Genomic DNA, 22,759 nt, shown 5'->3' on the forward strand with positions numbered 1-22,759 from the left:
GATGGCGCGGGGCGTGTCGGTGGGCGGGTGCAGGGCGCGCGCGGTGGTCATTCGATCACGTCTTCGCGCGGCAGCATCCGCTGGTTGTAGGTGTTGGCCATCGAATAGCCGTAGGCGCCGGCATCGGCGATCAGCATCACGTCGTCCGGTGCGGTCGACACCGGCAGCTTGCGGCGCTTGCCGAACACATCGCTGGATTCGCAGATCGGGCCGACCACGTCGAATGCCGCTTCGGCATAACCGCCCTGGCGGCTGAGGTTCTCGATGTCGTGCCAGGCGTCGTACAGGGCCGGGCGCATCAGTGCGTTCATGCCGGCATCCAGGCCAACACGGCGCACGCCGTCCTTCTCCACCACCTGGGTGACATGGGTCAGCAGCACGCCGGATTCGGCCACCAGGTAGCGGCCCGGCTCGATCGCCAGGCGGAATGCAGGATGCAGTGCCTTGACCTCGGCCAGACCCTCGGCCCAGGCGTCCAGGTCGAACGGCTCGTCTTCGTCGCTGTACGGAATTGGAAGGCCACCGCCGATATCGATGGTGTGTACGCTGCCGATGCGGCGGGCGAAACCGGCCAGCTCATCGCACATCAGACGCCAGTGCTGCGCGGTTTCCACGCCACTGCCGAGGTGCGCGTGCAGGCCGACCACGCGGCTGCCCAGATCGGTGGCCGCGCGCACGAACTCATCGACGCGGGCGATCGGCAGGCCGAACTTGGAGTCCTTGCCGCCGGTACGGACCTTGGCATGGTGGCCTTCGCCACGGCCCAGATCCACGCGCAGCCACAGCTCGCGGTTGCGGAACAGGTCCGGCCAGCGCTGCAGCGCTTCGACATTGTCGACGGTGACGGTCACGCCCAGCGCGAACGCGGCTTCGTACTCGCTGCGCGGGCAGAAGCTGGGGGTGAACAGCACGCGCTTGGGCGACAGTTCCGGCAGGTGCTGGAACACGTGCTTCAGTTCGCCGTGCGATACACACTCAAGGCCGAAGCCCTCGGCTTCCAGCAGCTGCAGGATGGCCGGGTGGCTGTTGGCCTTGATCGCGTAGTAGCGCTGGTCGATCGGCTTGATCGCGGCCAGCGCGCGGGCACGGGCGCGCACGGTCGGCAGGTGGTAGACATAGCGCGGCGTACCGGCGTCGGCCAGCTGCAGCAAGTGCGCCCGCTGGCCCCGCCACCACGGCGTGCCACGCGGGCGCACGGTGCCGGCGATCTCGCGCCAGCGTGGGCCGAACACTTCGGTCTCTTCCACCGGCATCGCACCGCTGTCGATCAGCTCGGCGTGCAGGATCGGCAGCAGGCCATCGGCATCGGCTTCGTCGATGACGAAGGTCAGGTTCAGGTCGTTGGACGACTGCGAGATCATGTGCACGCGCTCGCGGCCGAATGTGGCCCACACGTCCGACAGCTTGTGCAGCAGCGAACGCATGCCGCGGCCAACCAGGGTGATCGCTGCGCACGGCACGATCACCTTCACCTTGCAGATCTGCGACAGGTCGGCCGACAGCGCGGCCAGCACATCGGTGTTGACCAGGTTCTCGGACGGATCCAGCGACACGGTGACGTTGGTTTCGGCCGAACCGATCAGGTCCACCGACAGGCCATGCTTCTTGAACAGGTTGAACACATCGGCCAGGAAGCCGACCTGCTGCCACATGCCGATGCCTTCCATCGACACCAGCACGATGCCGTTGCGGCGGCTGATCGCCTTTACGCCCGGCACCGGCGCAGCGCTGCCATCGATGCTGGTGCCCGGCAGTTCCGGGCGCTCGGTATCGAGGATGGCCATCGGCACGCCGGCATCGCGGCACGGCTTGATCGAGCGCGGGTGCAACACCTTGGCGCCAGTGGTGGCGATTTCCTGCGCCTCGTAATAGTCCAGGCGGGTCAGCAGGCGCGCGTCCGGCACATCCTTCGGGTTGGCGCTGAACATGCCCGGCACGTCGGTCCAGATCTCCACGCGGCTGGCGCCGAGCAGCGCGCCGAAGTACGCCGCCGAGGTATCCGAGCCACCACGGCCGAGGATGGCGGTACCGCCATCGGCATGCCGCGAGATGAAACCCTGGGTGATCAGCAGGCGGGTCGGCTGCGCGCGGAAGCGCTGCATCCACTCCGCATCGGCACGCCACTGGCAGTTCACCGACAGGCGCTGCGACCAGTCGCTCTGGTTCGGCTGCGGCGGCATCGCGTCCAGCCACTGGCGGGCATCCATCCAGCCCATGTCCAGGCCCGAAGCGTGCAGATAAGCCGCGCCCAGGGTGGAGGACAGCAGTTCGCCCTGGCCCAGCACTTCGGCCTGCCACTGCAGCGGCCGGGTGGCCGCGCGCGCGTCGTCGAGCAGCCCCTGCAGCGCCGCCAGGCGCTCGGCCAGCACCTCGCGGCCCAGGCCGAGTTCAACCAGGAAGGCCTCGTGGCGTTCGACCAGCGCCGCCACGCGATCACGGCTGTCCGGCGCGCCATCGGCGATCGCGGTCAGTTCGTTGGTGACCCCGGACAGCGCCGAAACCACCACCAGCACGCGCGAGCCGGTCTCTTCCGCACGTTTTTTCGCCAGCTTCCCGATCGTGTCCCAGCGATGACGACGCGACACCGAGGTGCCGCCGAACTTCAGTACGATCCAACGATCGACAAGGGGGGAAGCTGACATGGATTGGCTATGTAGAATGTGGGGAAGCCGCCCTCGGGGGCGGAACCTTTGATTCTAAGCGCAATATCCCCGTAGATGGCCGTCCTCCGTTACCTGCAGCTCGATGTCTTCGCCCCCCGCCCCGGCACCGGCAACCCACTGGGCGTCATCCTGGACGCCGACGAGCTCTCCAGCAGCCAGATGCAGGCCCTGGCCGCCTGGCTGAACCTGTCCGAGACGGTGTTCTTCCTGCGCCCCAGTGCGCCCGGCGCCGACTACCGCATCCGCATCTTCACCCCGACCCGCGAGCTGGCATTTGCCGGCCACCCCAGCGTCGGCGCCGCCTGGGCGGCGGTGACCTGCGGCCTGGCGCAACCACGCGACGGTGCTCTGCTGCAGCAATGCGCGGCGGGGTTGCTGCCGGTACGGGTGAGCGGCCCGGCCGAGGCACTGCAGATCCAACTGGCCAGCCCACCGGCGCAGCAACTGGACACAGCGGCGGACGGAGCGCCGGAAGCGCTGCTGGCGCTGGCTGCCAGCGGGCACGTACCCGAACTCTGGGACAACGGCGCTCGCTGGTGGCTGCTGCCGCTGCGCGACGCCTCCGCCGTACGCAACCTGGTGCCGGACATGGCCGCACTGGCCGACTGGAGCCTCACCACTGATGCCACCGGCCTGGCCGTGTTCGCCGACGAAGCCGGCACCGACCATACCCGGGTGGTGCGCGCATTCTGCCCCGCTGATGCGGCCGCCGTACCCGAGGACCCTGTGACCGGCAGCGCCAATGCGCTGATCGGCGCCTGGCTGCGCCAGCGCGATGCCCTGCCCGGCCGCGAGGGCCACTACGTGGCCAGCCAGGGCCGCGAAGTCGGCCGCGATGGCCGCGTGCAGGTGCAGGTCGATGCGCAGGGCACGGTCTGGATCGGCGGCCAGGTGCAGGCGGTCATCGACGGCCACATCCGCTGGTAGCCCACGGAAAAAAGGGGACGGAGGGAATTAAGTCGCTTATGGCACATGGGGCAAAAGCGACTTAATTCCCTCCGTCCCCTTTTTGGTGCCCCGCGCTACGCTATGCGGCCTGTTTACTGGAGTGCCGCCTGATGTCCACCCGCCGTTTCCTGCAGCTGGATGTGTTCTCCCCGCGCGCCGGCGCCGGCAATCCGCTGGCCGTGGTGCTCGATGCCGAGGGCCTGGACGACGCCAGCATGCAGGCCATCGCGCGCTGGACGCGCCTGCCCGAAACCACCTTCGTGTTCCCGCCGCAGGTCGCCGGTGCCAGTTACCGGCTGCGCATGTTCAGCCCGCAGAAGGAAGTTCCGTTTGCCGGCCACCCCAGCGTCGGCACCGCGCATGCGGTGCTGCAGGCCGGCCTGGCCGCAGCGGTCGATGGTGTGCTGGTACAGGACGGCATTGCCGGTGCCCTGCCGCTACGCGTCAGCGGTGAGGGTGCGCAGCAGCGCATCGCCATCCGCACGCCGCGCGCGCAGCTGGCCGAGACTGCCGAGGCGACCGATCCACGCCTGCAGGCGGCGCTGAAGGACTGGCCGTTGGGCTCCCTGCCGCCGGCGCGGATGCAGGGCGGACGCAGCTGGTGGGTGGTGCAGGTGGCCGATGAGGCCGCATTGCGCGCATTGCAGCCGGACTGGGATGCGGTGGCCGCACTGGCCGAGTCCACCGACAGCATGGGCGTGTTTGCCTATGCCTTCAGCGATGGCGGTGAGGGCTTCGATCTGGCGGTACGTGCCTTCGTCGGCAATGGACGCCGCTTCGAGGACGCCGCCTCCGGTGCCGCCAATGCGGTGCTGGCCGCATGGCTGGACCTGCGCGATGCGCTGCCCCGTGGTCGCGCACCGTTCGAAGTCAGCCAGGGCCGCGAAGTCGGCCACGACGCGCGCCTGACCCTTTTCGTCGATGAAGACGGGGAAGTCTGGTCCGGTGGCCAGGTGCAGACGGTCATCACCGGCACCATCGATTGGTAAAGGGATGCTGTAGAGCCGAGCCCATGCTCGGCTGCTCTCCGGCCAGATCATGGCAGCCAGAGGAGCCGAGCATGGGCTCGGCTCTACAGATACGCCGGCTCAGCCCAGCTCGGCTTCCAGGCTGATCGGCACTGCGCTCAGCGCCTTGGATACCGGGCAGTTCTGCTTGGCGTCATCGGCAATCGCACGGAACTGCGTCGCGTCGATGCCCGGCACCACCGCCTTCACCTTCAGCCGGATCTGCGACAGCTGCGGGCCGCCTTCCAGCGACAGATCGACCTTGGCTTCGGTATCCAGCGAAGTCGGGGTGAAGCCGGCTTCGCCGAGCTTGGCCGACAGCGCCATGGTGAAACAGCCGGCGTGCGCGGCAGCGATCAGTTCTTCCGGATTGGTGCCCTTTTCGTCGCCGAAGCGGCTGTTGAAGCCGTAGCGGGTCTTGTCCAGCAGCCCACTCTGCGGCGTGCTCAACTGCCCCTTGCCCGACTTCAGATCGCCTTCCCAGTGCGCGGTGGCGTGTCGCGAGATTCCCATGTGCTGCTCCTGCGTGACGGTGATGAACGGTCACCCTCGCACGGGAGGCGTTAGCCCTGCGTCGCTCCGCCGCACGCCACAGGTCCGCCGGAAACCGGACAACTGGTCACTTCTTCGCCAGGCCGGCGCGCATTTTTCCCTTGTTTTCAGTGGTTTCGCGCATTCCTCCAATGCGCGGGCGCGGGCTATCGCGCGCGCTGCCACACCCCCTTCCCCCACTGCCGGCCATGTACTGAATCGGCCTGGATATGAAAAAACATGCACTTTCCACGCTTCGGGCTATTGGCGGCGCCCGAGAGTTGCCCTACATTGCGCTTGCCGACGGGGTTCGGCGCCGACCAAACAACCAACCGTTCACGGAACAGGAAACCATGGCAAAGACCGCTAAGAAGGCTGCCCCGAAGAAGGCAGTGAAGAAAGTCGCGACGAAGGCAGCCGCCAAGCCGGCCGCTCCGAAGCCGATCAAGGAAGTGCTGACCAAGTCCGGCCTGGTTGCACACATCGCTGAAGCCTCCGGCGTCATCGCCAAGGACGTCCGCGCTGTGCTGGCCTCGCTTGAAAGCGCCGTCGCCTCCTCGGTGCACAAGAAGGGCGCTGGCTCCTTCACCCTGCCGGGCCTGCTGAAGATCACCACCGTCAATGTGCCGGCCAAGCCGAAGCGCAAGGGCATCAACCCGTTCACCAAGGAAGAGCAGTGGTTCGCTGCCAAGCCGGCCACCACCAAGCTGAAGGTGCGTCCGCTGAAGAAGCTGAAGGACGCCGCGCTGTAAGCGCGCGCCCCAACGCGGATTCCGACGGGACGGCTCTGGCCGTCCCGTTTTTTTTGTCCCAACCACAGCCCGCAACACAGCGTTGCCGCATCCCCGGGAATGCGCGTACAGGCCCGTCGCCATTGGCTGGGCGTGGTCCGTTGCGGCCCCGGAACGTACCGGGTGGAACACTGCGTGCAGCCCCGGCCATCGCCGCCGGGCACGGCCTTGCCTAAGGTGGGCACATCCTCCACAGCTACGGCGAGCACACCCTCATGGCCAGCCCCTCCACCCGCTACCGGATCTCGGTGACCCCCATCGAAAAGGACGGGTTGCAGTGCACCGGGCGCTGCACCATCGAACTGGAACATCGCGCAAGCCGCGACCTGATGCGCCTGCTGGAAGCGGCGCCGCGCACCGCTGGTATCAGCGGTGACGAGCGCGCGACCCTGGTGATCGCCACCCAGCTGCTGCGCGACATCGTGCAGCGCCACGCCGACACCGAAGGGCATGCCCTGGCCGCCATCGCCACGCAGGTGCTGCCAGCGCTGGATGCACTGGAACAGCTGCCCTCCTCCCGCTGATCGCGGCACAGCCGATACACTGCCTCCTTCCGTTCGCCTCGGGGAGGAGGCAGACATGCGCAGGTTCCTGATACTGCTCGCACCGCTGGTGCTGCTGGCCTGTTCCCGGCCGACATCGCAATCCGATCCAGCGGATGCCACACCGTCGGCCACGGCCGAGGCGGCTGCCCGCACGAAGTCACAGACCGCCGCAGAAGGCGATGCACCGGCCGTGCAGGCCATCGATGTCGAGCCCCTGTTTGCCGCCGTCGCGGCCGAGGCCGAGCTGCCGGCGGGAATGCTCAATGCCTATGTAATGGCCCTGCTCAATCGCGATCGCAAGGCCGTCGACGCCGCGTGGACCTTCCCGCCCAGCGATGCACGACGCGCCGACGATGCCGCATTGCGCCAGCTCACGGACGTGCGCAGCCTGCGCCTGACCAGCGAACTACCGATCGCGCGCGACGGTCACCAGCCGCCGCAGCTGCTGGAGGTTCCGGTACAGATCCGCGCAGTGACCCCTGAGGGCACCTTCCGCTTCGGTGGCTGGTACCGGGTGCAACCCCGTGCCGATGGCCGCGCCTGGCAGATCCAGTCGGCGCAACTGCGGCCAACGCTGGACTGAACCGTTGCAGCGGCATGCACGCGCGATTCAGCCGGCGCGGCTACTCTTTGATTCGTCCATTCATATCCACCGGTCACCGCCATGCGCCTGCGTTCCCTGATGACCCGCCTCGCGGCGTCCACCGTGCTGATCGCCGCTGCGATCGGCGCCCAGGCCGCCCCTTCCATCTCCGGCCGCGAACTGTCGGTCGGCGCCAGTGACGTGCAGCAGTACCTCGATGGCAGCTTCCCACGCACCCAGGACGCCCTCGGCGGCCTGATCGCGCTGACCATGAGCCATCCACAGCTGAGCCTTCCGGCCGGCGAACGGTTGAACCTGGGCATGGATGTGGCACTGGCCACCGCCGGTGGCAACCCGGCCAAGCTGGGCACGGTGAAGCTCAGCAGTGGACTGCGCTACGACGCGCAGACCCAGGGCTTCCACCTGCAGCAGCCCAGCGTGGATGACTTCACCCCGGCCAACCAGGGCGGTCGCCTCGATTCGCGCACCCGCGGCCTGCTCAATGCCTGGCTGAGCGACTACGCCCAGCGCGAACCGATCTACAAGCTGGACCCGGCCGTGGCCGGCCTGCTCGGCGCGCTGCAGGTGCAGTCGGCGCAGGTGAAGAACGGCAAGCTGGTGGTCACCTTCAACCAGAACCTGGGCAACCTGGTGCCGGCGGGCGTGCTGGGTAAGTAAGGTAGTGCCGGCCGCTGGCCGGCACGCTTTTCACATGTGTGCCGGCCAGCGGCCGGCACTACCCGCTGCGGGTCAGCGCTTGGGCTGCAGCATGGTGCCGGTGCACTTGGGCGAGCCGCAGCGGCACTCCCAGATCTTCTTCAGCTTGGCGGTGTGGCGCTCAGCCAGGGTGATGCCGTAGTTGTAGGTCAACTCTTCGCCGGCCTTGATGTCACGCAGCGCCTCGATGAACACCTTGTCGCCGCGGCTGTCGCCGTCCTCGTCTTCCTCGATCACCGCCTCGCAGTTCGGGTCGCAGCTGTGGTTGATCCAGCGCGCGTCATTGCCCTTGTAGTTGGCATCGATCACCCAGTCGTCGTTGAGGGTGAACAGGAAGGTATGACCACTTTCGACGTCGCCGCTGTCATCGGCATCAACGTCGCCGTGGCTGCGCAGCAGGCCCTTGTACTGGATCACGCGCTCGCCCTGCTTGATCGGGGCCACGGCGAACACGCCGTTGCCATGGATGGCGGACTTGCGGGCTTGGATCTTCTTCGGCATCGGCACGGGCTGTTTGCAGCGAATGGAACAGGGATTCTCGCGCATTCCGGGTGATTGCGAAAATCACCCCGTTGGCGCAGCATTGCGCCTTGGCAACGGCCCCGGTGTGTCCTCCCGACCCGGCCCCAGCGCCGGCTGAATGCCCGGGTTGGATGGCGGCGAATAAAAGCGTACAATTTCAGTCCGCTTTAAGAACCACTCGCATCCCCATGTTGCGCGTCACCAAACTCACCGATTACGCCACCGTCGTGCTGACCGTGCTCGCCGCCCGTCCGGGCGAGGTGCTCAGTGCCACCGAGCTGGCCGAATTCACCGGTCTGGAGCCGCCCACCGTCAGCAAGGTGCTCAAGCCGCTGGCCCAGGCCGGCCTGGTTGAAGGCCTGCGCGGCGTGCGTGGCGGCTACCGCCTGACCCGCCCGGCCATCGAGATCTCGCTGTTCGAAGTGGTCGAAGCGATGGAAGGGCCACTGGCCCTGACCGAATGCAGCCACGACCACCACCAGTGCGGCATGGCGCCCAAGTGCGGCGCGCGCAGCAGCTGGCGGCTGATCAACGACGTGGTTTCCGAGGCCCTGCGCGATGTCACCCTTGCGCAGATCCTGCCCCCTCTCCCCCTTGCCGATGACGAACAGCGCCGCACCATCGCTGTCGACGTCGTCTCCTGATCCGTAGGCAGCCCCCCATGGCCACCGAAACCATCGAAAACGTCGCCCACGACGACACCCCCAACCGCGAGATCCACGAGCAGCTCGGCCGCAAGTATTCGGCCGGCTTCATCACCGAGATCGAATCGGACTCCCTGCCGCCGGGCCTGGACGAGGACACCATCCGCGCCCTGTCGGCCAAGAAGGAAGAGCCGGAGTGGATGACGCAGTGGCGCCTGGACGCCTACCGCCACTTCCTGACCATGCCGATGCCGGACTGGGCCAAGCTGGAGATCGCGCCGATCGACCTGCAGGCGCTCAGCTACTACTCCGCGCCGAAGGGCCCGAAGTACGCCTCGCTGGATGACGTGCCGAAGGAACTTCTGGACACCTACGACAAGCTGGGCGTGCCGCTGCACGAGCGTGCCAAGCTGGCCGGCGTGGCGGTGGACGCGGTGTTCGACTCGGTGTCCGTCGGCACCACGTTCCGCAAGGAACTGGCCGAGAAGGGCATCATCTTCTGCTCGATGTCCGAGGCCATCAAGGAACACCCGGAACTGGTCCGCCAGTACCTGGGCACCGTGGTGCCGGTGGGCGACAACTACTTCGCCGCGCTCAACTCGGCGGTGTTCTCCGATGGCAGCTTCGTGTTCATTCCCAAAGGCGTTCGCTGCCCGATGGAACTGAGCACCTACTTCCGCATCAATGCCGGCCACACCGGCCAGTTCGAGCGCACCCTGATCGTGTGCGAGGACAAGGCCTACGTGTCCTACCTGGAAGGCTGCACCGCGCCGATGCGCGACGAGAACCAGCTGCACGCTGCGGTGGTCGAGCTGGTCGCGCTGGAAGACGCGGAGATCAAGTACTCCACCGTGCAGAACTGGTACCCGGGCGACGAGAACGGCGTCGGCGGCATCTACAACTTCGTCACCAAGCGTGCCGAATGCCGTGGTGCGCGCAGCAAGGTCACCTGGACCCAGGTCGAGACCGGCTCGGCGATCACCTGGAAGTACCCGTCCTGCGTGCTGCTGGGCGACGACTCGGTCGGTGAGTTCCACTCCGTGGCGCTGACCCATCACCGCCAGCAGGCCGACACCGGCACCAAGATGATCCACGTCGGCAAGCGCACCAAGAGCAAGATCGTCAGCAAGGGCATCAGCGCCGGCCGCGGCCAGAACACCTACCGCGGCCTGGTGCGTGTGGACCGCAATGCCGATGGCGCGCGCAACTACACCCAGTGTGATTCGCTGCTGATCGGCAAGCAGTGCGGCGCGCACACCTTCCCCTACATCGAGGTGAAGAACCCGGGCGCCACCGTCGAGCACGAGGCCACCACCTCGAAGATTTCCGACGACCAGCTGTTCTACTGCCGCGCCCGTGGCATCAGCCAGGAAGACGCGGTGTCGATGATCGTCGACGGCTTCTGCAAGCAGGTGTTCCGCGAACTGCCGATGGAGTTCGCGGTGGAAGCCAAGAAGCTGCTGGAAGTCTCGCTGGAAGGTTCGGTGGGCTGACCGCCCGCCCCTGCCCCTCGCAAACGCATTCTCTTTACCGGCGGGCCGCGGCCCGCCCCACGGAAACCCCCACCATGCTGAAGATCGAAAACCTCCACGCCCGCATCGGCGACAAGGAAATCCTCAAGGGCCTGTCGCTGGACGTCCAGCCCGGCCAGGTGCACGCCATCATGGGCCCCAACGGCGCCGGCAAGTCCACCCTGGGCAATGTCCTGGCCGGCCGCGACGGCTACGAAGTGACCGAAGGCAGCGTGCAGTTCGACGGCGTCGACCTGCTGGAGCAGGACCCGGAAGCGCGCGCCGCTGCCGGCCTGTTCCTGGCGTTCCAGTACCCGGTGGAAATCCCGGGCGTGAACAACACCTACTTCCTGCGCGCGGCACTGAACGCCCAGCGCAAGGCGCGCGGTGAGGAAGAACTCGATTCCATGCAGTTCCTCAAGCTGGTGCGCCAGAAGCTGGCCGTGCTGCACCTGAAGGACGAACTGCTGCACCGTGGCGTCAACGAAGGCTTCTCCGGTGGCGAGAAGAAGCGCAACGAGATCTTCCAGCTGGCCGTGCTGGAACCGAAGCTGGCGATCCTGGACGAGACCGACTCGGGCCTGGACATCGATGCGCTGAAGAGCGTGGCCGATGGTGTCAACGCACTGCGCGCCGCCGATCGCTCGTTCCTGGTCATCACCCACTACCAGCGCCTGCTGGACTACATCAAGCCGGACGTGGTGCACGTGCTGGCCGATGGCCGCATCGTCAAGAGTGGCGGCCCGGAGCTGGCACTGGAACTGGAAGCGCACGGCTATGACTTCCTGAAGGACCGGGTCGTGCCCGAGGCGGCGGTCTGATGAGCGCCCTGCTTGATTCGATGGCCCAGGCCTTCTGCGGCAGCGATGCGCGCCGCGAAGTGCTGGATGCGGCCCTGCGCGACGGCCTGCCGGCCGCCCGCAACGAAGCCTGGAAGTACACCTCGCTGCGCCAGCTGGAACGCCGTGCGTTCGCTGCGGCACCGCTGCAGGGCCCGGCGCTGGACGCCACGCTGCTGGACGACATCCCGGCGCCGCGCCTGGTGTTCGTCAACGGCCGCCTGGATGCCGCGCTGAGTGACGTGCAGGCCCTGCCGTCCGGCGTGCAGCTGCAGCCGCTGTCGGCCGCACTGGCCTCCGGCGAAGACCCCGTGCGTTTCCTTGGCCGCCGCTACGAACGCAGCGAGGAGATCTTCGCCCGCCTGAATGCCGCGCTGGCCGATGAAGGTGTGGTGTTGCGCGTGGATGAAGGCGTGCAGGTCGAAACGCCGCTGCAGCTGGTATTCGCCAGCGTCGCCGGCGACACCGACCTGGCCTGGCACCACCGTCACCTGATCGAACTGCGTGCCGGCGCCAGCCTGGGCGTGGTCGAGCATCGCTTCAGCGTGGGTGACTCCGCCCACCTGGACAACACCGTGCTACATGCCCACGTCGCCCGTGATGCCGTGCTCAAGCACGCCCGCGTGCAGGCCGGCAGCGCGCGCCAGACCAGCTTCCTGCGCACCGACGCCGTGCTGGCGCGCGACGCGCAGTACCACCGCGTCGACCTGGAACTGGGCGCCGCGCTCAGCCGCCATGAACTGAACGTGCGCCTGGAAGGCGACAATGCCCAGCTGACCGCCAACGGCGTGCTGCTTGGCAATGGCCGCCGCCACGTCGAAACCCGCCTGGGCATCGACCACATCGCATGCGATACCGCCTGCGAACTGCTGTGGCGCGGCGTCGCCGCCAACCGCAGCCGCGTGGTGTTCCATGGTGGCATCCAGATCCGCGAAGGCGCCGATGGCACCGACGCGAACCTGTCCAACAAGAACCTGCTGCTGTCGGCCGATGCCGAGATCGACACCCAGCCGACGCTGGTGATCGACGCCGATGAAGTGAAGGCCGCACACGGTGCGACGGTCGGCCAGCTCGACGCCAATGCGCTGTTCTACCTGCGCTCGCGCGGCCTGCCGCAGGCACAGGCGCAGGCTCTGCTGAGCGCCGCGTTCTGCCACGAGCCGCTGAAGGTCCTGCCGGACGCGCTGCGTGCGCAGCTGGCACGTCGCCTGGACAAGGCCCTCGCCGAGGCGGGTGTGGCATGAACCTGTCCACGCCGCGACCGATCGAAGAACGCGCCGGCGCCCCCGACTGGGACCGCGTCCGCCTCGACTTCCCGCTGCTGATGCGTGAAGTGCATGGCAAGCCGCTGGTCTATTTCGACAATGCCAACACCGGCCAGAAGCCGGTGCAGGTGATCGGCGCTGTGGACGAGTTCTACCGCCGCTACAACGCCAACGTCAGCCGTGCGGTGCATGCACTGGGCAGCGAGGCCACCGATGCCTACGAAGGCGCACGCAACAAGCTGGCGCGCTTCCTCAACGTGCGTCCCAGCGACCTGGTGCTGTGCAGTGGCACCACCTTCGCCATCAACCTGGTGGCCTACTCGTGGGCGCTGCCGCGACTGAAGGCTGGTGACGTGATCCTGATCACGCGCATGGAGCACCACGCCAACATCGTGCCGTGGCAGCTGGTCGCGCAGCGTACCGGCGCCACCATCCGCGTAGCCGAGATCACCCCTGATGGCGCGCTGGACCTGGATGCGCTGCGCGCGGCGATGACCCCGGAAGTCAAGCTGCTGGCGGTCACCCATGTCTCCAACGTGCTGGGTACGGTCAATCCGGTGCGCGAGATCTGCCGTGAAGCGCGCAAGCGCGACATCATCACCGTGGTCGATGGCTCGCAGGCGGTACCGCACCGCAAGGTCGATGTCGCCGCGATCGGCTGCGATTTCTACGCCATTACCGGCCACAAGATGTGCGGCCCGACCGGCACCGGTGCGCTGTGGGCCCGTCGCGAGCACTTGGACGCGATGCCGCCGTTCCTCGGCGGCGGCGAGATGATCAAGGAAGTCAGCTTCGACGGCACCGTGTTCAACGATGCCCCGCACAAGTTCGAAGCCGGCACCCCGAACATCGCCGGTTTCATCGGCCTGGGTGTGGCTGCCGACTACCTGCAGCAGCTTGGCCAGGAGAACGTGGAAGCCCGCGAAGCCGAACTGCTGGCGCACTTCACCGAAGAGCTGCGCCGCGTTGACGGCCTGCGTATCATCGGCGAAGCGCCGGAGAAGGCTGCGGTGGTCTCTTTCCTGATCGATGGCGCGCATGCGCACGACCTGGCGACCCTGCTCGACCTGGAAGGCGTGGCCGTGCGCTCGGGCCAGCACTGCGCGCATCCGCTGCTGCAGTACTTCGGCGTCGCCGCCACATGCCGTGCCTCGCTGGCGTTCTACAACACGCACGCCGAGATCGAGCGGTTCATGACCGCGCTGACCAAGGTACGGAAGCTGCTGGGCTGAGGATTCGCCAGAACCAGGAAAGTACAAGAACGCCGCAGGAAACTGCGGCGTTTTTTATTGCGCGCTGGACGCAAGCAAGCAGAGGCGTGACCGGGAAACACCGAGTGATGCCAGGAACGGGCAATCTCACCGTAATGCCGATCCATCCACCATCAACGACCTTGAGGCACCGTCCCCTACATGCCAACAAGCATGGATACCCCGGAGGCAATCAAGAAGACGTACATCATCACGACTCCCCTCAACACCCACCGTGCCCCCTGATGGAGCGTCTGCCCTTTGGAAGTAAGGGCAAGCACTGCAATACCGCGCAAGCACCTAAGCCACCAATCAACCTTGATGATTCCGACTGCAGCGAGTACTTCCGGCCGTTCACGCTCGATTTTAAGCAACATCCTGTGAGCCGCAAATGCGTTTATCCACATGGCACCTAGAATGATGGAAGCCCAAATGGGGAAGCTTTCAACAAACCCTGGCACTCAGCTCCTCCTTTTGAGGCTACTCCATCACATAGCACCTGCACACCCAATCTTCTACGCAGCAATCAGCTATGGAGTCGATGCGTTCAAGGGCGCAATATGACCTCTGATGTATTCCGCGGGGCCATCAACGTCCTCAGCTGCGCCAGCAAACCCTCCTCATCTAGCGGCCTTCCTTAATTCCGTCATCAGAGGCAGCAATGCCATCATCAATGTAGAGGTGAACATTGTCTTTGCCAATCAGACGCGCATACAGGGTAACCACCTGATCTGCTCTTACCAGTGCGGAGCAAATCTCTCGAGTAGCGAAGACCCTGTCCCCCGCGACCACGCGTCGCCACAGGTCACCCAGCAGCACGTCATCCGCTGAAGTTAATGTTTCAATGGCTGAAACCTCCCAGATATCTCCAGGTCCCGCGAGCGACTCGAGTGCATCAGCAACTGCTCTCCCTGTAATAGGAAATTGGGCAAACCCTTCACTCATGACCTACCCTCCATTCAATGGTCTTTCATCGCCACGCATTGGTGTTCCGCCCGTCTTATTCGGAACATACGGGTGTTCATGTGGATTCACATGCTGACTTGGGCGACCGTGGTCAGTGAAATCAATGTCTTTCACCGGCTTTCCATCCCCATCGAACTCTCGAGCCTGATCATATCGTGACTTCCTTCCGTCCTTCTGACCAAGCTGAGTATGTGGTCCTTTTGCACCAGGATCCGGGGTGGGATTTCCGTGTTGATCTCGCGGTAGATCTCGATCAGGAAATCGATTTCCAGAACCTTCGCCACCTGCTGATTCCGGCTTAGAACTATCAGGCTTTTTCTCCGTGCGAGGAGAACCTTTGGGAGCAGCCTTGGGAGCGGGCTTTGGCGATGCCTTTGGCAAAATCTTAGGAAGAATTTTCTTTATCAATTCCGCGATTAGCTTACCGATCCGCCCATCTGGATCGGCATACTTGTAAGGATTCCCATTCGCATAGAGATATCTCGCAAAATTTCCTCCCGTCACCGTATCCGCCGCGACGGGATCAACTGAAAGGAATACGCCAGTACTTGGGTCGAAATACCTCTGCTGCATGTAGATCAACCCGGTCCCCGAGTCCGTCACATGCCCCGTATATCCCGGCCCATCCTTCAACGGCCGATTCACCACCGCCCCATACGGCTCATACACAGTACGCTCGATGACGTTTCCGCTGGCATCGGTGATCGCCACCGGTGAACCCAGTGCATCAGTGTGGATGTACTCGACCACTTCCTGGGCAACTGCCGGCGCCACACAGGCCGCCAGCAGCACCACCGCGAGTACCGCCCGAATCAACAGTGAACAGAGTCCATTCATGGCTTAGTCCCAATTCAATACGCCGCGGGTGACGGGGAAGTCTGCGGACCATGCCGAACAGCCGCCGGCGTTGCAGGCCCTGACAATGTAGAGACTGGCGCAGTACGTCCCGCCGTTTGACTGCACGTAGGTTTTGGGGCCGGTGTACAGGCGCCGTCCAGCTCCGGAAGGCTCCAGCTGATATTCCGTTGCCCCCGGAACCGCACGCCAGCCGACGCTGCACTGCACCTGATAGGGCGCCTTGCGCGTGCTTAGCCACTCCGCCACGTAGATCTGAGTGGCCGCGGGAGGAAGCACGACGGAGACACTGGCGATGCCCGAATAGGGACTGCACCCCGCGAAATTGCACGCCCTCACGCGGTAGGCATAGCTGCCATTGCCACGGCTGGCACCAAAGCTGTTCCCGCCGCCGTTATGCACCACCGTCCAGCCACCACCGTTGGCACTCTCCTCCAGCACGAAGCTCTCGCTGTTGGCCGGCACCGACCAGCTCAGGCTGTACTGCGGCACGTTCACCAGGCCCGGCGCGCTGATCACCGGCTCGATCGTCGGCGGCCCGATCACCGCTACCGTCGACGTGGCCGACCACGGCCCGCAGCCTGCGCCATTGCAGGCGGCAACCCGATAACCATAGCTGCCCACACCACGCACAGCGGTGGCATAGGAACCCGCGTTGCCGTCGAACAGCGTGACCCATCCGCCACCATTGCTACTCTCCTGCAAGGTGTAACGCGTGGCACCAGCCACCCCGTTCCAGCCAATACCAATACTGCCCGGCGCAGCGCGTGCCGGCGCAGAGAGTCCGGGCGCAGTGGCAGGCGGATATACGACCGTCACTGCAGCCGTGGCGCTGTATCCCGTGCACCCTACCGGGTTACATGCGCGAACCCGGTAGTTGTAGCTTCCCGCTGCCTTGCCACTGAAGGCCTTGGACTGACCGATGGCGTTGTGCACCTGGGCCCAAGCGCCACCATTGGCGCTTTCCTCCAGCTCATAGCGCTCGGCACCGGAAGCCGCAGACCAAGCTACGTTGTAGCTGCCGTTGAAGGCTGTGGCAGGCACGTTCAGGGTCGGCACGGTGGATGGCGCCAATGCCACGGCCACTGACGCGACATTGCTCCATCCGCCACACACCGCACGACAGCCGCGCACGCGGAACTGATAGGTCCCCGTGACCAGGCCTGTGCTGGTGAACGATTGCGCCGCGCCATCGAAGACCGTGCTCCAGGTGCCCGCAAGGGCACGCTGCAACTCATAGCGGTTGGCACCGCCGGCCGGGCTCCAGGTCAGGTTCACGCTGCCCTGGGTGATGTAGCCCGGCGCACTCAGCGCGGGAACGCTGGGTGCCGCTTCGCCATGCACCTGGGAAACCAAACTGCCTGACAGGTAGAGATAGTCGGTCTGCTTGCCGGTACGTTCGTTGCGCTGGAATCGCAGCACGCCGCCGTTGTCGTAGAACGAGTAGATTGCCCCCTTGCCACTGGCGCTGGCCTTCACCCGACGACCGTGGGCGTCGTACTCGTAGCTCTCTGCTGTTCCGGCCGCGCGCAGCCGGTTGCCGTAGTCAAACGCGAAAGCCTGACCATTGCGCACCGAAAGATTGCCCTGCACGTCATAGCCAAGACCGGTCACGGTTGCGCCGGTTCCGGTTTCAATCACGTTGACCAGTCGATTGGTCGGATCGAAGTAGTGCGTACGATCGCGGCTGCCGACCTTGGCACGGCGCAGGTTGTCCAACGCGTCATACTCATACAAGGCGTTGCCGAAGCCCGGCGCAGTGACCGTCCGCAACCGGTCCAGGCCGTCATAGGTCATGTCCCGGTTGCCGGGCGCCCCGGGCAGACCATCGGAAATGGCCATCACGTTGCCACCAGCATCGTAGTCATAGCTGTCATCCAGCACTGCGGCCGCTGCAGTGGCATCGCGGCTGCGGTCGGGCAGCCCGCGGGCATTCTGGGTCAACGTGTGCACGATTCCGTTGCCATATACGAAGCGGGCCAACGCGCCGTTGGCAAAGTAACTGGCCTCCTTCGCATAGCCGCCGACCGTCGTCGCCCGACCCAGTGCGTCCGGCGCATAGCTGACGACACGCCCACCCGGATAGGTATTGCTGGCCAGCGTGCCGTTGGCATCGTAGCCATAGGCCAGGCTCAGGCTTCCCAGATCCGGATGCTGCAGGGTTTCGCCGCTGAGCAGGCGGCGGCGGTTGTACTGGTAGCGGTTGACGACCATCGGCCGGGCCGGATCGTTCTGCGTGCTGATCTCGGCCGGCAGACCATCAGGCGCGTAGGACCAGTTCTGATTTCCGCGCCCATCCGGGAAGATCAGGGTCGACAGGCGGTTGGCGGCGTCATAACTACGCTTCACCACGCGGCCGCTGGCCAGGGCTTCACTGCGGTTGCAGTCGGTCGTGCTGGTCAAACCCGTGCCGGCCGCCGACCACAGCACGTTGCCTGCCGCGTCGTAGTCCTGCACGGTCGCACCGGTTTCCGGCTCGATGGTCTTGCACAGCTGCTGGTAGCCGTCATAGACGTAGCGGCGGGTGAGCGACTGGCTGCCGTCTGCACTGCGGCGGGTGATCGCCAGCGGCTTGCCCAGCGTGTCGCGCTGGATCTCGGTCACCACGCCTTCCGGGTGCTGCAGCGTCAGCGGCATCTCGTAGCTGGGCTGGTCGTAGGCAAGGTGACGGGTCGTCGTGGCCTGGCCGCGGGGGTTGGTCACCTTCACCGACAGGTTGCCCACGTACTCGGTGCGGGTAACCAGTGCCCCCAGCTCGGACGATTGACTGACCACGGTGGGGCGGCCCAACGCGTCGTACTGCGTCGTGGTGCCGGTCAGGGCGGCATTGATATCGGAGAGCTGCCGCGTGGGATACGAGGCAAACACGGTCTTGCCGCTGGTGTCGTAGCGGGTCACCACGGCGCTGTCCAGCACGTTGTTGGCGTTCTCGGTCACCAGCACCGGGCGGAACATCGCATCCAGGTAGGTATCCGTACGCCGCCCGCCCTGCGTGCGCGAGTGCTTCCATGCGCCGGCGGGCACCCCCAGCTGCGCGCCACCCAGTCGCTGCAGGTCCATGGTTACGCCATTCCAGTTCACGCTGTCGCCGCCAGGGAACTGCTGGCTGCGCAGCCTGCCCATGCTGTCGTAGCTGAAGCTGGTGGTTGCGCCGGTTTCGTCGGTCAGCGAGGTGATCCAACCGTTGTCGTCGACGGCAACCGTGCGCACCGCACCATTGGGCGCTTCGGGCGTGGCCGGCATGCGGAGCTGCTGCGGAACACCACGCTTCCATCCCGACAGATGGCTGGTATTTCCACGGCCATCGGCCACCGAGGCAACCGTGCCGTCGGCTGCATAGGTCACCTGCTGCGCCAGGCGGCCAAATGCGTAGGCGCGCAGCGGCAGTGCTTTGGCCGTATCGAATTCGGTGCGGGACTGTTCGATGCCATTGAGCACACTGCGCGCCGTCTGGCCGTTCACCCATAGCGCGGGATTGTCGTAGTAGCTGGTGCTGGTGGTGCGACTCTGGCCGGCGGAATTCGCTTCTGCGACGGTGACTTCGCGGACGAAGGCATCAAAGGCCTGCACAGTACGCGTGAACTGCACGCCATCCTGATTCACAACCGTGCTCTGCACTGGGCGATTCAGATGCTCTCCCAGTTCCCTGGCCCCGTACTTGAGATTCCGGCCCGCCTCGCGCGGGAACGGCGCGCTGGCAAGTTGCGCGTCCGGGTAGTAGTTGCTGCGCTCGATGCGAACCACCGCGCCACCAGAGCTGGTAGTCGTGGACAGCAATAGACCGTCGTTGTAGCCGACTTCCTTACCGAATTCGTAGGTCCGAATAACCCCATCGGGTAGGGTTTCAATCGTTATCTTGGGCTCTGCCTGCCCCACCGGAATCATCGGCCACCCGGCCTGGTCGACTCTCCTGTCGTACTGCCACCCCAGATTGGTGTACTGATAGCTCCACTGCGCGGTGGGCATCCCCGGGCCGCTTATCCGCTTTGCCACCAAAGACATCGCGTCCCGATAGAGGGGCGTGAGATTCCATCCGTCGGCCAGCAACTGATCGTCGCCGGAGGTCTGGCAGTTGAACGGAACATTCTTGCGCCCGTGTCGGAACGGTCGAAACACAAAAGTACCGAGTGCGCCAGAGGGATGTGTGACAGTAGCCGTGACCTCGGTCTGCACAATCTTGTTCGTCTTCGCGCACAGCCCAGCGAAGTCCATGTAGGCTGAAGGATCCTGCCCGGTGTATTCGGGGTACTTCTTCGTCACGTGGACCGGAGGCAGGTCGTAACGCCAGGCGGTGCCATCCGGCAGCGTCACCGACTGCAACACACCGGCCGGAGTGTAGCCATAGGTCCAGGTGCGGCCCGCTGCTGTTGCGGTTGCGATGCGGCCCAGGGAGTCATAGGCAAGGCTGATGCTGCGCCCATCGTTGGCAACGATTCGATCCAGCCGCCCGCCACTCCATTCGTAGCGGACCCAGTTGCCGAAACGATCGACAACCTGGGATGGATAGAGGAAGACCTTTTTCCGTTTCAGCGTGGCATGGGTGATGGTGTCGTAGGGCTGGAGAACGGCAGACTCGTTCTCGCGCGCCACCATCCAGTCGAAGTAGTACTTGGTTCCGTCTGGCGCGTGGCCCAGGAAACCTTCGCCCGGCTGGCCGCTCTTGAGCGCACTGAGGCATGAGAAGAACCATCCCCCTTTTGTGTTCCAAGGCGTTGGCGTGCCAATCTGGGGCGTTGGCTGGCGTGCGTCCCCGCTGCCCGCCAGGACGGTTTCACCGCCTCCGCCCGGCAATGAAAGCCTCACCCCATCCCAATAGGTGTGGGGAGAAAAATTGATGGTCTGGGTATGCTTGTAATTCCAGACATCCAGCGACGGGGGTGCGGTAACTGTCGAGCAACGGGCGCTTGGCATCCAATGCCCGCCGATCGCGGTTTCGGGCTGGTCTCCGTATGTGCCTGAAAGCGACGGAATGTCGAGATCCCAGTTTCCATATTCCTTGTCATTTGCACCGCCGCTGACATCCCCGTAGCTGCGGCTGAGTGAAACCGCGAGCCCGCCATTGCCTGGAATCGAAATATCCGTGGCCTTGAAGCTGATCGAGCCGTCATAGAGGTTGACCTGCTCGCCGAAGATCTCGCCCTTCAGCGGTTCGACAAGGTCCCCGTACTTCAGTCGCTTGTCGTACTCCTGGCGCCACGTGGGAACGATCTGGGCTGAAACGCCGACCGGTGCCAACACACACAGGGCAATGAAACCGAGAAACAGACCCTTGGCAGCCGTTGCGGCGCGCGGATGAGAAATGAGGCCAGACTGCATGAAGATCCTCCCTGGATCGACTTCCCTGTGTGCCCCACCTGCGCCGAACGGCAGTTGGCCTTCGACCAGGCGGCACCCACTCCGGCAGACAGCCACGCGTTGCTTCACGGTGGGCGGGTGCTGACCATGGATATGAACGAATAATGAAGATGGCGTCAACCCCGCGTATTGGCCACATTCGGCAAAGTTGGCCCAAGCGGCAGCCTCCCGCGCCCTTCCCCGCTCCACCTAGAATGTGCCCATGAGCACCCTGACCTTCCGCGCCGCCACGTCGGCCGACATCCCCGCCCTCATTGCCCTCGTCACCTCGGCCTACCGCGGCGACGCCAGCCGCGTCGGCTGGACCACCGAAGCCGACCTGCTGGACGGCGCCCGGATCGATGCCGAAGGCATCCAGGCCGACCTGGACCGCCCGCGCTCCACCATCCTGCTGGCCGAACGCGACGGCCAGCTGGTGGCCTGCGCCCACGTCGCCGATGTCGACGGCAAGGGCTACTTCGGCATGTTCTCGGTCGACCCGGCCCAGCAGGGTGGCGGCGTCGGCAAGCAGCTGATGGACGCCGCCGAAGCGCATGCCGCACGCGAATGGAAGGTGCCGGTGATGCAGATGACGGTGATCGACGTGCGCGACGAGCTGATCGCCTTCTATGAACGCCGCGGCTACCAGCGCACCGGCATCAAGAAGCCGTTCCCATACGGCGACGAGCGTTTCGGCATTCCCAAGCGCGACGACCTGCGCTTCGAGGTCCTGGAAAAGCCGCTGGCCGGAGCCGCCGCGTGAGCGATACCTGGACCTTCGTCTGTGCCGGCACCGAGCTGCTGCCGGGTGAAATGAAGAGCGTGTTCGACGAAGTGACCGGCACGCCGATCGTGGTGTTCAACCTCGACGGCGAGCTGTACGCCCTGGAAGACCAGTGCACGCATGAGGAGTTCGAGCTGTCCTCGGGCGAGTTCAACACCACCGAGGGCAGCGTGGAGTGCGTGCTGCACGGCGCGCGCTTCGACGTGCGTGACGGCCGCGCCCTGTGTGCCCCGGCCTACAGCCCTGTGCCCAAGTTTCCGGTGAAGCGCGAGCACGACGCTGTCTGGACCCGCGACGACCGGGATTGAGGCGGCGCTCGGCCCAGAGAGCCCCGCAGAGGGCGCCCCGCGGGAGAGAATCCACCCATGGGGTGGATCTACCGGAAGGCCATGAGGGCCTCCCCAGGGCGCCCCCGGGTCGCCTCGAGGGCCCGGCACGGCCCGTACATGCGAATCATTATCGTTGATGTTATTCTACGTAACATCTTCGTAACGACTCCGCCCCCGCGCCATGGCTTCGCCCGCGCCCACCGCCACGCTGTGCCAGCTCGCCCGCCAAGGGTGGCCGCTGCTCGTGGCCGTGCTGCTGACGCTGGTGTTGGGCTGGTCGGCACTGCACGAAGGACGCGGCAACAACCCGGCTACCCACGGCTGGCAGGCACACGCTGAAGATCTGCAGCAGGTCATGCCGGTGCCGGCCCCGCCGGCCGACGAGTGCCCGCACCATGCCGCGCCAGCACCCGAGCCGCCGCTGGATGGCGAGGGCGCCACGCCCTGTACCGGACTGGCTCCCCCGCGCGCCGCCCTGGTCGCGCATGTTCCGCTGTGGCGTTCCGACGCCCTGCGCTGGCAGCTGCGCGATCCCGCACTGCGGTTGAACCCCGGCCACGCTCCGCCCGCACCGCACGCCAGCTGAGGCGCCCTGCGGCCGTTGCCGTGCGCCTGATTGCGTTTCCCGCCAGCCGAGCATGGCTCGGCTCTATAGAACCCACCTCCCGCCTGTCG

Annotated in this window: 20 protein-coding genes; 14 read left to right on the top strand and 6 right to left on the bottom strand. The window is 65.5% G+C overall.

Annotation, left to right across the window (positions count from 1 at the left end; translation table 11 throughout):
- Positions 1-47 precede the first annotated feature (47 nt).
- Positions 48-2,642 (bottom strand): bifunctional aspartate kinase/diaminopimelate decarboxylase, encoded by a 2,595-nt coding sequence (locus ACX9OT_RS14260; RefSeq protein WP_100437481.1) that lies wholly within the window; start codon positions 2,640-2,642, stop codon positions 48-50.
- 75 nt (positions 2,643-2,717) lie between these two features.
- On the opposite strand from ACX9OT_RS14260, the gene ACX9OT_RS14265 reads away from it, so the two are divergent.
- Both ACX9OT_RS14265 and ACX9OT_RS14270 read left to right on the top strand, forming a co-directional pair.
- Positions 2,718-3,590 (top strand): PhzF family phenazine biosynthesis protein, encoded by an 873-nt coding sequence (locus ACX9OT_RS14265; RefSeq protein ID WP_459002614.1) that lies wholly within the window; start codon positions 2,718-2,720, stop codon positions 3,588-3,590.
- Between the two features lie 131 nt (positions 3,591-3,721).
- Positions 3,722-4,600 carry a PhzF family phenazine biosynthesis protein gene (locus tag ACX9OT_RS14270; RefSeq protein ID WP_049462180.1) on the top strand — a complete coding sequence of 293 codons (879 nt, stop codon included), beginning with the start codon at positions 3,722-3,724 and terminating at the stop codon, positions 4,598-4,600.
- 99 nt (positions 4,601-4,699) lie between these two features.
- On the opposite strand, the gene ACX9OT_RS14275 is transcribed toward ACX9OT_RS14270, so the two are convergent.
- Positions 4,700-5,131 (bottom strand): OsmC family protein, encoded by a 432-nt coding sequence (locus ACX9OT_RS14275; protein ID WP_005408443.1) that lies wholly within the window; start codon positions 5,129-5,131, stop codon positions 4,700-4,702.
- A 371-nt stretch (positions 5,132-5,502) separates the two neighbouring features.
- Here ACX9OT_RS14275 and ACX9OT_RS14280 point away from each other — a divergent pair, with 371 nt between their 5' ends.
- The 4 genes from ACX9OT_RS14280 to ACX9OT_RS14295 all read left to right on the top strand — a co-directional run bounded on the left by ACX9OT_RS14280 (position 5,503) and on the right by ACX9OT_RS14295 (position 7,746).
- Positions 5,503-5,901: an HU family DNA-binding protein gene (locus ACX9OT_RS14280; protein WP_010483539.1), complete on the top strand. Its 399-nt coding sequence runs from the start codon at positions 5,503-5,505 to the stop codon at positions 5,899-5,901.
- A 254-nt stretch (positions 5,902-6,155) separates the two neighbouring features.
- Positions 6,156-6,464, top strand: a complete 309-nt coding sequence (locus ACX9OT_RS14285) for a DUF3861 family protein (protein WP_032129232.1) — start codon at positions 6,156-6,158, stop codon at positions 6,462-6,464.
- Between the two features lie 55 nt (positions 6,465-6,519).
- Positions 6,520-7,068 carry a hypothetical protein gene (locus ACX9OT_RS14290; RefSeq protein ID WP_071228086.1) on the top strand — a complete coding sequence of 183 codons (549 nt, stop codon included), beginning with the start codon at positions 6,520-6,522 and terminating at the stop codon, positions 7,066-7,068.
- 81 nt (positions 7,069-7,149) lie between these two features.
- Positions 7,150-7,746: a YceB family lipoprotein gene (locus ACX9OT_RS14295; protein WP_012510326.1), complete on the top strand. Its 597-nt coding sequence runs from the start codon at positions 7,150-7,152 to the stop codon at positions 7,744-7,746.
- 72 nt (positions 7,747-7,818) lie between these two features.
- Here ACX9OT_RS14295 and ACX9OT_RS14300 read toward each other — a convergent pair whose 3' ends face one another.
- A complete protein-coding gene (locus ACX9OT_RS14300) occupies positions 7,819-8,286 on the bottom strand; it encodes an SET domain-containing protein (RefSeq protein ID WP_012479369.1) in 468 nt (155 codons plus the stop codon).
- Between the two features lie 209 nt (positions 8,287-8,495).
- Between ACX9OT_RS14300 and ACX9OT_RS14305 the strand changes: the two genes are divergently transcribed.
- The 5 genes from ACX9OT_RS14305 (at position 8,496) to ACX9OT_RS14325 (ending at position 13,798) form a co-directional block, all read left to right on the top strand.
- Positions 8,496-8,951 carry an SUF system Fe-S cluster assembly regulator gene (locus tag ACX9OT_RS14305; RefSeq protein WP_005408436.1) on the top strand — a complete coding sequence of 152 codons (456 nt, stop codon included), beginning with the start codon at positions 8,496-8,498 and terminating at the stop codon, positions 8,949-8,951.
- A gap of 17 nt (positions 8,952-8,968) precedes the next feature.
- Positions 8,969-10,444, top strand: coding sequence for a Fe-S cluster assembly protein SufB (sufB, locus tag ACX9OT_RS14310; protein ID WP_043396952.1), 1,476 nt, complete (start codon positions 8,969-8,971; stop codon positions 10,442-10,444).
- Positions 10,445-10,518: 74 nt separating this feature from the next.
- Positions 10,519-11,283 carry a Fe-S cluster assembly ATPase SufC gene (sufC, locus tag ACX9OT_RS14315; protein ID WP_019337095.1) on the top strand — a complete coding sequence of 255 codons (765 nt, stop codon included), beginning with the start codon at positions 10,519-10,521 and terminating at the stop codon, positions 11,281-11,283.
- Entirely contained in the window at positions 11,283-12,545 is a 1,263-nt protein-coding gene (gene sufD, locus ACX9OT_RS14320) for a Fe-S cluster assembly protein SufD (RefSeq protein WP_459002620.1), read from the top strand. Before sufC ends, sufD begins: the two co-directional genes overlap by 1 nt.
- Positions 12,542-13,798 (top strand): cysteine desulfurase, encoded by a 1,257-nt coding sequence (locus ACX9OT_RS14325; protein WP_459002621.1) that lies wholly within the window; start codon positions 12,542-12,544, stop codon positions 13,796-13,798. Before sufD ends, ACX9OT_RS14325 begins: the two co-directional genes overlap by 4 nt.
- A gap of 642 nt (positions 13,799-14,440) precedes the next feature.
- Here ACX9OT_RS14325 and ACX9OT_RS14330 read toward each other — a convergent pair.
- Genes ACX9OT_RS14330 through ACX9OT_RS14340 form a run of 3 tightly spaced genes read right to left on the bottom strand, consistent with a single transcriptional unit; the run spans position 14,441 to position 20,953 of the window.
- Positions 14,441-14,761, bottom strand: coding sequence for an apurinic/apyrimidinic endonuclease family protein (locus ACX9OT_RS14330; protein WP_125894193.1), 321 nt, complete (start codon positions 14,759-14,761; stop codon positions 14,441-14,443).
- 3 nt (positions 14,762-14,764) lie between these two features.
- A complete protein-coding gene (locus ACX9OT_RS14335; RefSeq protein ID WP_459002624.1) occupies positions 14,765-15,619 on the bottom strand; it encodes an RHS repeat-associated core domain-containing protein in 855 nt (284 codons plus the stop codon).
- Positions 15,620-15,622: 3 nt separating this feature from the next.
- Complete coding sequence (locus ACX9OT_RS14340) at positions 15,623-20,953, bottom strand: wall-associated protein (protein ID WP_459002626.1); 5,331 nt, start codon at positions 20,951-20,953, stop codon at positions 15,623-15,625.
- Positions 20,954-21,194: 241 nt separating this feature from the next.
- On the opposite strand from ACX9OT_RS14340, the gene ACX9OT_RS14345 reads away from it, so the two are divergent.
- The 3 genes from ACX9OT_RS14345 to ACX9OT_RS14355 all read left to right on the top strand — a co-directional run bounded on the left by ACX9OT_RS14345 (position 21,195) and on the right by ACX9OT_RS14355 (position 22,670).
- Positions 21,195-21,734: a GNAT family N-acetyltransferase gene (locus ACX9OT_RS14345; protein WP_132809453.1), complete on the top strand. Its 540-nt coding sequence runs from the start codon at positions 21,195-21,197 to the stop codon at positions 21,732-21,734.
- A complete protein-coding gene (locus ACX9OT_RS14350) occupies positions 21,731-22,063 on the top strand; it encodes a non-heme iron oxygenase ferredoxin subunit (protein WP_100437470.1) in 333 nt (110 codons plus the stop codon). The genes ACX9OT_RS14345 and ACX9OT_RS14350 overlap by 4 nt, the downstream gene beginning before the upstream one ends.
- A 202-nt stretch (positions 22,064-22,265) precedes the next feature.
- Positions 22,266-22,670 (top strand): hypothetical protein, encoded by a 405-nt coding sequence (locus ACX9OT_RS14355; protein WP_100437469.1) that lies wholly within the window; start codon positions 22,266-22,268, stop codon positions 22,668-22,670.
- Positions 22,671-22,759: the final 89 nt, after the last annotated feature.

This window comes from Stenotrophomonas genospecies 3 (assembly GCF_054473855.1).